Source organism: Curtobacterium sp. PhB142 (genome assembly GCF_004341255.1).
Taxonomy (GTDB): Bacteria; Actinomycetota; Actinomycetes; order Actinomycetales; family Microbacteriaceae; genus Curtobacterium.
The window spans coordinates 429,113-439,932 of sequence record NZ_SLUT01000004.1 but is presented as its reverse complement, the minus strand read 5'-3'; the positions used below and the strand labels follow the sequence as shown (position 1 = coordinate 439,932).

Genomic DNA, 10,820 nt, shown 5'->3' with positions numbered 1-10,820 from the left:
CCAACCAACCCGAAGGAAGGCCAGGCACGAGGTCAATCAATAAATTGGCATTGACAATGTGCACGCTGTTGAGTTCTCAAGGACCAGACGCACTCGCTCTTCGGCTCAGGTTCGAGCTCCAGCCACGAGGCTTGTGTACTTGGCTTGCCACCGGTGTGTCGTCGGACCCGGAGGTCCTGTGGCTCATCCCCGAGGGGAGAGAACCGGTGGGCTTGTCATCCTAGGCCTCGAAGCGATCGAGCACAAGGCCAGATCTGATCTTCAGTGGAGGATGGTCCCGCTTGAGGGCCGACGTGCTCTGGGCTTTCGCTCCAGCCGCTCCGCCGCACCTTTGGGGTGACGAGTAGGAACTTTACGCAGGCCTGGGCGAGTGTGCCAAGCCAGGCCCAATCCCGGGCGTGTCGCGTTGTGCAACACGCGTCGCCCGGGTGCCGGGGCGATCAGGCCAGCGTCACACCGGCGAGGGTCTTCTTGCCGCGGCGGAGCACGAGGACTCCCCCGGGCAGGGCGAGGTCCGACAGCGGTGCGGTGGCGTCCTCGGCTCGGACGTTGTTCACGTACACGCCGCCCTGGTCGATCGCCCGCCGGGCTTCGCCGAGGGACTTCACGAGCTCGGTCTCGACGAGGGCCCGGGCCACGTCGGCGCCGGCCTCGATGGTGACCGACCCCGGCAGCTCCGCGATCGCCGACCGCAGGGTGTCCGGGTCGAGGGCACCGAGGTCCCCGTTGCCGAACAGCGCAGCCGCGGCGTCGATCGCGGCCTGGGTGGCGTCGACCCCGTGCACGAGCGAGGTGACCTCGAATGCGAGGGTCCGCTGCGCTTCGCGTCGGAACGGTTCGTCGGCGACCGCCTGCTCGAGTCGCTCGATCTCGGCACGGGACAGGAACGTGAACTCCCGCAACCGGGCGATCACGTCGGCATCCGCCGTGTTGAGCCAGAACTGGTACAGCGCGTACGGCGACGTCATCTCGGCGTCGAGCCAGATCGCGTTGCCCTCGCTCTTGCCGAACTTCGTGCCGTCCGAGTTCGTGATCAAGGGTGTCCCGAGCGCGTGCACCGTCGCACCCTCGGCACGACGGATGAGCTCCGTCCCCGAGGTCAGGTTGCCCCACTGGTCCGAGCCACCCGTCTGCAGCGTGCAGCCGTACTGCCGGAAGAGCTCGCGGTAGTCGAGGCCCTGCAGGATCTGGTAGCTGAACTCCGTGTAGCTGATCCCAGCGTCGGAGTTCAACCGCGCGGCGACGGCGTCCTTCTTGAGCATCGAGTTCACCCGGAAGTACTTGCCGACGTCGCGCAGGAAGTCGATGGCGGACATCGGCGACGTCCAGTCCAGGTTGTTCACCAGCCGGACGCCGTTGTCACCGTCCGGACTGAGGAACCGCGACACCTGTCCCTGCAGACGCGCCACCCACTCGGCGACGGTCTCGCGGGTGTTCAGCGTGCGCTCCGCCGTCGGACGCGGGTCGCCGATGAGCCCCGTCGATCCCCCGACGAGCGCCAGCGGCTTGTGCCCGGCGAGCTGCAACCGACGCATGGTCAGGAGCTGCAGCAGGTTGCCGCAGTGCAGCGACGGTGCCGTGGGGTCGAAGCCGCAGTAGTACGTGATCGGATCACCGTCGAGGGCCTCTTGGAGTGCGGTCTCGTCGGTCGAGACCTGCACCAGACCGCGCCAGCGCAGTTCGTCCCACACCGAGGCGAAGGTGGGGTCGTTCTGCTGGCGCGTCAGGACGTCTTGAGCGGTATCACTGGACACCCCGCCATCGTAGCGGCGGCGCACCACCGACAGCGCGCCGTCGACCGGGAGGCCCGTGGTGCGTCTGGGCCCACGCCGCCGGTTCCGGCGCGACGCGCCAGCGGCGGGCCGGCCGTGCCGGTGGGGATCAGTCGAGAGCACCCTTGTGCCGTCGGTACGTCGAGACCGTCGGGTCGCCCGTCAACCAGAAGCGCCAGGGGTACTGCGCACCGCCGGCGATGCCGCCGACGCCGGTGCGCGGTCCGCGCGAGATGCGCGGGACCGGACCCGTCCCGCCGGGGCCGGGTGCGGTCTCGGTCAGGAGTTCCTCGACGACGCGGGCCGGAGAGGCGGAGGCGAGCCGCGCCTCCAGGCCGGGTGCCAACGTGAGCACGAACGGACCGGACCCGTCGAGCAGCGAGGTGCCGTCGTCGTGTCCGAGCACCGCGCCGAGGGCGCCACCGAGGTTGCCGGGGCCACGCGCCAACGCGACGTCGGCAACCGACGGGCCACGTCGTCCGCGTGCGGTGTCGACGCCCTCGATCACCTGCGCACCGCGAAGCAGGGAACCGGAGGAGGTGCCGGCCGGTGCACTCACGACGTTGACGCAGGTGTGGATGCCGTACGAGCGGTACGCGTACAGGGTGCCCGGCGACCCGAACAGGTGGCGGTTGCGCTCGGTCGGACCGCGGTGCCCGTGCGAGCCGGGGTCGGTGGGGCCGAAGTAGGCCTCGACCTCGGTGATTCGCAGGGTCACGCCACGGCCCGCGATCGTCGCGCCGAGCAGCGCCGGGGCGATGCGCGGCGCCGGCTCAGCGAGCATCGCGAGCAGCCCCTCGGTCATCGCGTGAAGGGTGCGCCCTCGGCCAGGTCGTGGACGCGACGCGTGACGGACGCCAGCTGCTCGGCCACACGGTCCGGAGCGGTTCCGCCGACACCCGAGCGGGACGCGACACTGCCCTCGATCGTGAGCACGGCACGGACCCCGGGGGTCAGGTGCTCGGAGACCGACCGGTACTCGTCGTCGGTCGGGTCGTCGAGCTCGATGCCGCGCTGTTCGCAGTACCGGACCAGCGCACCGGACACCTCGTGCGCATCGCGGAACGGGACACCCTGGCGGACCAGCCACTCGGCCACGTCGGTCGCGAGCGAGAAGCCCTGCGGCGCGAGCTCGGCCATCCGGTCCGTGTCGAACGTGAGCGTCGCGATCATGCCGGTGAAGGCGGGCAGCAGGACCTCGAGCGTGGCGACCGAGTCAAAGACCGGCTCCTTGTCCTCCTGCAGGTCGCGGTTGTAGGCGAGCGGCAGTCCCTTCAAGGTCGCGAGCAGGCCCGTCAGGTTGCCGATCAGACGACCGGACTTGCCGCGCGCGAGCTCGGCGATGTCCGGGTTCTTCTTCTGCGGCATGATGCTCGAGCCGGTCGAGAAGGCGTCGTGGAGCCGGACGAAGCCGAACTCCTTCGTGTTCCAGAGGATGACCTCTTCCGACAGCCGCGAGACGTCGATGCCGATCTGCGCGAGGACGAACGCGAACTCGGCGACGACGTCGCGGGCGGCCGTGGCGTCGATCGAGTTGTCGGCCGGGCGGTCGAACCCGAGCTCCGCGGCGATCGCGGCGGGGTCGAGGCCGAGCGAACTGCCGGCGAGGGCACCGGCGCCGTACGGGCTCACGCTCGCGCGGCCCGCCCAGTCGCGGAGGCGCTCGAGGTCGCGGACCAACGGCCACGCGTGCGCCAGCAGGTGGTGCGCGAGGAGGACGGGCTGCGCGTGCTGCAGGTGCGTGCGACCCGGCATGATCGCCGACGGGTGCTCGTTGGCCTGCTGGGTGATCGCGTCGACCAGGTCGATCACGAGTCGGCCGATGCGCCGCCCGTGGTCGAGCATGTGCATGCGGCCGAGCGTCGCGATCTGGTCGTTGCGGCTGCGGCCGGCGCGGAGCTTGCCGCCGAGTTCCGGACCGAGGTCGGCGATGAGGAGACGCTCGAGGGCACCGTGGACGTCCTCGTCGGACTCATCGGGCTGCAGCGTGCCGTCGGCGTGCGCGGCCTCGAGCCGGTCGAGTCCGGCGAGCATGCGCTCGAGCTCGTCCGCCGTCAGGTACCCGGCCGTGTGCAGGGCCCGGGCGTGCGCGCGGGAGCCGGCGATGTCGTACGGGGCGAGCTGCCAGTCGAAGTGCGTCGACTTCGAGAGCGCTGCCAGGGCCGCACTCGGGCCGTCGGCGAAGCGGGCGCCCCAGAGGGCTCCGGTGTTGGTGGCGTCGGTCTTCTCGTCGGTCATGTCGTCCTGCGTCGTTGTCGTCGGGCCGGGTGGCGGCGGGTGTCAGTTCGCCGCGTCGCGGCGGGCGGAGATCTTGCTGGGGAGCGACCAGAGTTCGATGAAGCCCTTCGAGAGGGACTGGTCGAACGTGTCGCCGGTGTCGTACGTGGCGAGGTCGAAGTCGTAGAGGCTCTGCTCCGAGCGACGGCCGGTCACCGTCGCTCGACCACCGTGCAGCTGGAGGCGGACGTCGCCGGAGACGTGCTGCTGGGTGTGGTCGACGAAGGCGTCGAGGCTGCGCTTCAGCCCGCCGAACCACAGGCCGTCGTAGACCAGGTCGGCCCACTCCGACTCGACACCGCGCTTGTAGCGGTTCACGTCGCGCTCGAGGGTGAGGCGCTCGAGCTCCTCGTGCGCCGTGATGAGCGCGATCGCCGCAGGGGCCTCGTACACCTCGCGCGACTTGATGCCGACGAGGCGGTCCTCGACGACGTCGATCCGACCGACGCCGTGCTTGCCGGCCACGGCGTTCAGCTCCTGCACGATCCGCAGCACGCTGAAGCGCTGCCCGTCGAGCGCCACCGGGACGCCGCGCTCGAACGTGATGGTCACCTCGTCCGGGTCGCGCGGGACGGCGGGGTCCTGCGTGTAGGCGTAGAGGTCCTCGGTCGGGGCGTTCCACGGGTCCTCGAGGAAACCCGTCTCGACCGCACGGCCCCACACGTTCTGGTCGATCGAGTACGGCGACCGCTGCGACTGCTGGATCGGCAGGGCGTGCTGCTCGGCGTACGCGATCGCCTTGTCCCGGGTCAGGGCGAGGTCACGCACCGGTGCCACGCTCCGCAGGTCCGGGGCGATCGCCGCGACGGCGGCTTCGAAACGGACCTGGTCGTTGCCCTTGCCGGTGCAGCCGTGCGCGACGCTGTCGGCGCCGAGCTGCTTCGCCGTCAACGCGAGGTGCTTCGCGATGAGCGGGCGGCTCAGCGCCGACACCAGCGGGTAGCGCTTCTGGTACAGCGCGTTGGCCTTGAGCGCCGGCACGATGTACTCGTCGGCGTACTCGTCCTTGGCGTCGACCACGATCGACTCCACGGCCCCGCAGTCGAGCGCGCGCTGCCGGATCGCGTCGAGGTCCTCGCCGCCCTGGCCGACGTCGACCGCCAGCGCCACCACCTCTTTGCCGGTGGCGTCACGCAGCCAGCCGATCCCGACGGAGGTGTCGAGGCCGCCGGAGTAGGCGAGGACGACGCGGTCAGCCATGGTGCTCAGCCGTTCGCGGCGAGGAGCCAGGCCAGCAGCGCCTTCTGGGCGTGCAGACGGTTCTCCGCCTCGTCCCAGATGATGCTGCGCGGCCCGTCGATGACGTCGGCGGTCACCTCGTAGCCACGGTCGGCGGGCAGGCAGTGCATGAACACCGCGTCGTCGGCGGCGTGCGCCATCAGGGCATCGTCCACGCGGTACCCGGAGAAGGTGTCGAGGCGCGACTGCTTCTCGGACTCCTTTCCCATCGACACCCAGGTGTCGGTGACCACGACGTCGGCACCGGCGACCGCTGCTACCGGGTCGGTGACGACGAGGACGGAACCGCCGGTCTCGGCCGAACGGTGCTCGGCGTCGGTGACGACCTGCGGGGACGGCGAGAACTCAGCGGGAGCCGCGACGCGGACGTGCATGCCCGCGGTCGCGCCGGCGAGCAGGTACGACTGCGCCATGTTGCTCGCGCCGTCGCCGATGAACGCCACGGTCTGGCCCGCCAGCGTGCCGCGGTGCTCGCGGATGGTGAGCAGGTCGGCGAGCAGCTGGCAGGGGTGGAAGTCGTCGGACAGTGCGTTGACGACGGGGACGGTCGTGCCGGCGGCCATCTCCTCGAGACCGGCCTGCCCGTAGGTGCGCCAGACGATCGCCGACACCATGCGCTCGAGCACGCGGGCGGTGTCCGACGGGGTCTCCTTGCCGCCGAGCTGGCTGTTCGCCGTCGAGATGATGAGCGGGCTGCCGCCCAGGTCGGAGATGCCGACGTGGAACGACACCCGGGTGCGGGTCGACGACTTGTCGAAGATGACCGCGACGCTCTGCGGGCCGGCGAGGGGCTTCGCACCCCAACGGTCGGCCTTCATCTGGTCGGCGATGTCGAGGATCGCGGACTGCTCGGCCTGGCTGAGGTCGTCGTCCCGGAGGAAGTGGCGGGTCATGCGGAGGTCTCCTGGGCGGCAGCGACGGCCGCGAGGCTCTGGGCGAGGATCGACACGAACTCGTCGATCTCGGCGTCGGACACGATGAGCGGCGGCGCGAGGCGCAGGCTCGACTCGTTCGGGGCGTTGATGATGAGGCCACGCTCGAGGGCGGCGGCGTTGACCGCGGCCGCGATCGGGCCGGTGAGCCCGACGCCGATGAGCAGACCGGTGCCGCGGACCTCTTCGACGAGCGGTGAGCCGATGCCGGCGATGCCGGTCCGGATCCGCTCGCCCTTGACCACGGCGGCAGCGACGAGGTCCGCGCGTTCGATCTCCTCGAGCACCGCGTTCGCCACGCGGGTGCCGAGCGGGTTGCCGCCGAAGGTCGAACCGTGCTGGCCGGCCGAGAACAGGTCGGACGCCCACCCGAAGGTCACGAGCGCACCGATCGGGAAGCCGCCGGCGATGCCCTTGGCCACCGTGACGGCGTCGGGGGTGAAGCCGTGGCCCTGGTAGGTGAACCAGTTGCCCGTCCGGCCGACACCGGTCTGGATCTCGTCGAGGATCAGCAGCGCACCGTGCTCCTCGGTCAGCCGGCGCGCGGCGAGCAGGAAGCCCTCGGGCAGGTCGACGACGCCGGCCTCGCCCTTGATCGGCTCGATGACGATCGCCGCGACCGTGTCGTCGATGGACTCCTCGAGCGCAGCGACGGTGGAGTCGATGTGCTCGACGCCCGGGATCATCGGCAGGAAGTCCTGCTGCAGCGCGGGCTTGCCGGTGAGCGCGAGCGCACCCATCGTCCGGCCGTGGAAGCCCTGCTTCAGCGCGAGGATGCGGGTCTTCTGCCCGTCGGCGCCCTTGTTCAGGCGCGCGAGCTTGAACGCGGCCTCGTTCGCCTCGGCACCGGAGTTGCCGAAGTACACCCGCCCGGCGTCGCCCGCACCGGTGATGCGCTTGAGGCGCTCCGCCAGCTCGAGCTGGGGCGGCGTCGCGAAGTAGTTCGACACGTGCACGAGCTTCGCGGCCTGGTCGGCGATCGCCTCGACCAGGACGGGGTGCGCGTGGCCGAGCGAGTTCACGGCGATGCCCGCCAGGAAGTCGAGGTACTCGTTGCCCTCCACGTCCCAGACACGGCAGCCCTGTCCGCGCTCGAGCATGATCTTCGGCGGGGTCAGGGATCGCATCAGCGACGCCCCGAACCGGTCGTTCCAGGTCTCGGTCTGCGTCTCGCTGCTCACGGCTGCTGCCCCTTCTCGGTCGTGCTGGCCACGTGTTGGCCGGTGCTGGTGCTCGTCGACGGTGCTGCGACGCGTCGGCCGATCTCGGCGTGGGTCATCTGGTTCTCGGTGCGTCGGCTCGGGTCCGGGATCACCTCGGTGCCCGCACCGCGCAGGGTGAAGACCTCGAGCAGGATCGAGTGCGGGATCCGGCCGTCGATGATCGTCGCCCCGCCGACCCCGCCGACCACGGCGTCGAGGCACGCGGTCATCTTCGGGATCATGCCCGACTCGAGCGACGGCAGGAGCGCGCGGAGCTCCTCGACCGCGATGAGGTCGACGAGCGAGTCGCGGTCCGGCCAGTTGCGGTACAGGCCGGGGACGTCGGTGAGCATGATGAGCTTCGACGCACGCAGCGCGATCGCCAGGGCACCCGCGGCCGCATCGGCGTTCACGTTGAGCGCCTGGTCCGGGTGGGCGTCGTCGATCGCGATGCTCGAGACCACCGGGATCCGGCCGGCCTCGATCGCGGCGAGCACCCCTGACGGGTCGACGTGGGTGATGTCGCCGACGTGCCCGAGGTCGTACTCCTGCCCGTCGACGACCACGCCCTTCTGCTCGCCGGTGAACAGGGACCCGCCGTCACCGAACACGCCGACGGCCAGGCCCTCGCCGTGCTCGTTCATCAGGTCGACGATCTCGCGGTTGACCTCGCCAGCCAGGACGTCGCGGACGACCGAGATCGCCTCGGTCGTGGTGACGCGGTAGCCGCCACGGAACTCGGACTCGATGCCCTGTTCCTTGAGCGCGGCCGAGATCTGCGGACCCCCGCCGTGCACGACGACGGGGTGCAACCCGGCGTAGCGGAGGTAGACCATGTCCTCGGCGAACGCACGCTTGAGGTCCTCGTTCACCATCGCGTTGCCGCCGAACTTGACGACGACGACCTTGCCGGAGAACCGCTTGAGCCACGGCAGGGACTCGATCAGGGTCGCGGCCTTGACGGCGGCGAACTCGTGCTCTTCTTCCTTCGTGAGGGGCGTACCGGCCCCTTCGGTGTCGTTCGCCATCAGCTGGAGTACGCGCTGTTCTCGTGCACGTAGTCGTGCGTGAGGTCGTTGGTCAGGATCGTCGCCGAGTGCGTCCCGACGCCGAGGTCGATGCGCACGTGGGTGTCCCGCGGCGTCAGGTCGACGGTGTCGCTCGGCTGGTCCGGGGCGCCGGCGTGGCAGACCCGGACACCGTTCATGCTGACGTCGACCGCGTACGGGTCGAAGTCGGCGTCCGTGGTGCCGATGGCCGCGAGGACCCGGCCCCAGTTCGGGTCGTTGCCGAAGACGGCCGCCTTGAACAGGTTGTTGCGCGCGACACTCCGGCCGACGGTGACGGCGTCGTCCTCGGTCGCGGCGTGCACGACCTCGATCGCGATGTCGTGGCTGGCGCCTTCGGCGTCCTGCTGCAGCTGGCGGGCCAGGTCGGCGCAGACCGCGGTCAGGGCTTCCTGGAAGTCGCCGACCTCGGGCGTCACCCCGCTCGCACCCGACGACAGCAGCACGACGGTGTCGTTCGTCGACATGCAGCCGTCCGAGTCGACGCGGTCGAAGGTGATGCGGGTGGCCGCGCGGAGCGCCTGGTCGAGCTGGTCCGGGGTCTGCACGGCGTCGGTCGTGATCACGACGAGCATGGTCGCGAGTCCGGGTGCGAGCATGCCCGCACCCTTCGCCATGCCGCCGACGGTCCAGCCGTCCTCGGTCACCACGGACTGCTTCGCCCTGGTGTCGGTCGTCATGATGGCCGTGGCCGCGTCCGGGCCGCCATCAGCGGTGAGCGCAGCGCCCGCGAGGTCGACGCCCCGGAGCACGTTGTCGCGGAACGTCTGGTCGCCCACCCCGATGAGGCCGGTGGAGCAGACGACGACGTCGCCCGCACCGATGCCGAGGGCGTCGCCGACGGCTTCGGCGGTCAGGTGCGTGGTCTGGAAGCCGAAGGGGCCCGTGAAGCAGTTGGCGCCGCCGGAGTTCAGGACGACGGCGCGCGCGACGCCGTCACCGACGACCTGGCGGGACCAGATCACCGGGTGCGCCTGCGCGCGGTTGCTGGTGAAGACCGCGGCCACGGCCGCGTCGGGGCCGTCGTTGACGACGAGGGCCACGTCCGGCTTGCCGCTGGTCTTCAGGCCGGCGGTCACGCCGGCAGCGCGGAAACCCGCTGCCGCGGTGACGCCCTGGAGGCCCGGTTCGCCCTGGGTGGGCTCGCTCACGTCGGTGAGGTCGGTCACGGTGCGACTCCGTCCACGCTGAGGCCCAGGGTTTCCGGCAGACCCAGGGCGATGTTGGTCGACTGGACGGCGGCACCCGCCGTGCCCTTCGCGAGGTTGTCGAGAGCCGTGACGGCGACGACGCGGCCTGCGGCCTCGTCCACCGCGATGCCGACGAGTGCGGTGTTCGCACCGATGGTGTCCGCGACCCGGGGGAACTCGCCCTCGGGCAACAGGTGCACGAACGGCTCGTCGGCGTAGGCCTGCTCCCAGGCGAGCCGCACGTCGCGGGCGCTGACACCCGGGGTGAGCTTGGCCGTCGTCGTCGCGAGGATGCCCCGCGACATCGGGACGAGCACGGGCGTGAACGAGATCGTCACGTCGGCAGCACCCGCGACGACCAGGTTCTGCTGGATCTCCGGGACGTGCCGGTGCGTGCCGCCCACCGCGTAGGCGCTGGCGGAGCCCATGATCTCGGACGCCAGGTAGGTGTTGGCGAGCTTCTTGCCGGCACCGCTCGGGCCGACGCTCAGCACAGCGACGATGTCGTCCGACTCGACGAGCCCGGCCTGGATGCCCGGCTGGATGCCGAGCGTCACCGCGGTGACGTTGCACCCGGGGACCGCGATCCGCTTGGTGCCGACCAGGGCCGAACGCTGCTTGCCCTGCGACGCGATGTCCTCGACCTCGCGCCACTCGTCGGCCGACCCCGGGGTCGGGGCGGCGAGCAGGAGCTCCGGCAGGCCGTAGGTCCAGGCGCCGTGGTAGTCGCCGCCGTAGAACTGCTCCCAGGCCGCGGGATCCGTCAGACGGTGGTCCGCGCCGCAGTCCACCACGAGGGCGTCGTCGCCGAGCTCCTCGGTGATCGCCCCCGACTGACCGTGCGGCAGCGCCAGGAACACGACGTCGTGCCCGCGGAGCGTCTCGGCCGTCGTCTTCTCGAGGGTCAGGTGCGACAGCGACCGGAGGTGCGGCTGGGTCGCGATCAACGGCTGTCCGGCGTTCGAGAACGCCGTCACCGTCCTGACGTCGAACTCGGGATGGGCGGAGAGCACGCGCAGGAGCTCACCACCCGCGTAGCCGGAGGCTCCCGCCACGGCGACGGATACGGACATGGGATTCCACCTTTGGTCGGACTGGTCGTCGAGAGAGTCGGAGGCGGCGACCCCGGGCGGTGCTGATC

At 70.7% G+C, this 10,820-nt stretch carries 9 protein-coding genes; all 9 read right to left on the bottom strand.

Going from position 1 to position 10,820, the window contains the following annotated elements; genetic code table 11:
* Positions 1–440: 440 nt before the first annotated feature.
* Entirely contained in the window at positions 441–1,754 is a 1,314-nt protein-coding gene (gene tyrS / locus EDF31_RS10835) for a tyrosine--tRNA ligase (RefSeq protein WP_123338478.1), read from the bottom strand.
* A 127-nt stretch (positions 1,755–1,881) separates the two neighbouring features.
* Positions 1,882–2,577 (bottom strand): DNA-3-methyladenine glycosylase, encoded by a 696-nt coding sequence (locus EDF31_RS10830; protein WP_131846112.1) that lies wholly within the window; start codon positions 2,575–2,577, stop codon positions 1,882–1,884.
* Complete coding sequence (argH, locus tag EDF31_RS10825) at positions 2,574–4,010, bottom strand: argininosuccinate lyase (protein WP_123293380.1); 1,437 nt, start codon at positions 4,008–4,010, stop codon at positions 2,574–2,576. The genes EDF31_RS10830 and argH overlap by 4 nt, the downstream gene beginning before the upstream one ends.
* 42 nt (positions 4,011–4,052) lie before the next feature.
* Positions 4,053–5,249, bottom strand: coding sequence for an argininosuccinate synthase (locus EDF31_RS10820; protein ID WP_123293379.1), 1,197 nt, complete (start codon positions 5,247–5,249; stop codon positions 4,053–4,055).
* A gap of 5 nt (positions 5,250–5,254) precedes the next feature.
* Positions 5,255–6,181, bottom strand: coding sequence for an ornithine carbamoyltransferase (gene argF / locus EDF31_RS10815; RefSeq protein WP_131846111.1), 927 nt, complete (start codon positions 6,179–6,181; stop codon positions 5,255–5,257).
* Complete coding sequence (locus EDF31_RS10810) at positions 6,178–7,401, bottom strand: acetylornithine transaminase (RefSeq protein WP_123293377.1); 1,224 nt, start codon at positions 7,399–7,401, stop codon at positions 6,178–6,180. The genes argF and EDF31_RS10810 overlap by 4 nt, the downstream gene beginning before the upstream one ends.
* Positions 7,398–8,450 (bottom strand): acetylglutamate kinase, encoded by a 1,053-nt coding sequence (gene argB, locus EDF31_RS10805; RefSeq protein WP_123293376.1) that lies wholly within the window; start codon positions 8,448–8,450, stop codon positions 7,398–7,400. Before argB ends, EDF31_RS10810 begins: the two co-directional genes overlap by 4 nt.
* A complete protein-coding gene (argJ, locus tag EDF31_RS10800; protein WP_243649977.1) occupies positions 8,450–9,658 on the bottom strand; it encodes a bifunctional glutamate N-acetyltransferase/amino-acid acetyltransferase ArgJ in 1,209 nt (402 codons plus the stop codon). The genes argB and argJ overlap by 1 nt, the downstream gene beginning before the upstream one ends.
* Positions 9,655–10,752, bottom strand: coding sequence for an NAGSA dehydrogenase family protein (locus EDF31_RS10795; RefSeq protein ID WP_123293375.1), 1,098 nt, complete (start codon positions 10,750–10,752; stop codon positions 9,655–9,657). Before EDF31_RS10795 ends, argJ begins: the two co-directional genes overlap by 4 nt.
* Positions 10,753–10,820 lie beyond the last annotated feature (68 nt).

Coding starts and splice junctions, on each gene's coding strand:
- argB (WP_123293376.1), bottom strand. CDS start 8,450: ATGGCGAACGACACCGAAGGGGCCGGTACGCCCCTCACGAAGGAAGAA.
- EDF31_RS10830 (WP_131846112.1), bottom strand. CDS start 2,577: ATGACCGAGGGGCTGCTCGCGATGCTCGCTGAGCCGGCGCCGCGCATC.
- EDF31_RS10820 (WP_123293379.1), bottom strand. CDS start 5,249: ATGGCTGACCGCGTCGTCCTCGCCTACTCCGGCGGCCTCGACACCTCC.
- argF (WP_131846111.1), bottom strand. CDS start 6,181: ATGACCCGCCACTTCCTCCGGGACGACGACCTCAGCCAGGCCGAGCAG.
- EDF31_RS10795 (WP_123293375.1), bottom strand. CDS start 10,752: ATGTCCGTATCCGTCGCCGTGGCGGGAGCCTCCGGCTACGCGGGTGGT.
- argH (WP_123293380.1), bottom strand. CDS start 4,010: ATGACCGACGAGAAGACCGACGCCACCAACACCGGAGCCCTCTGGGGC.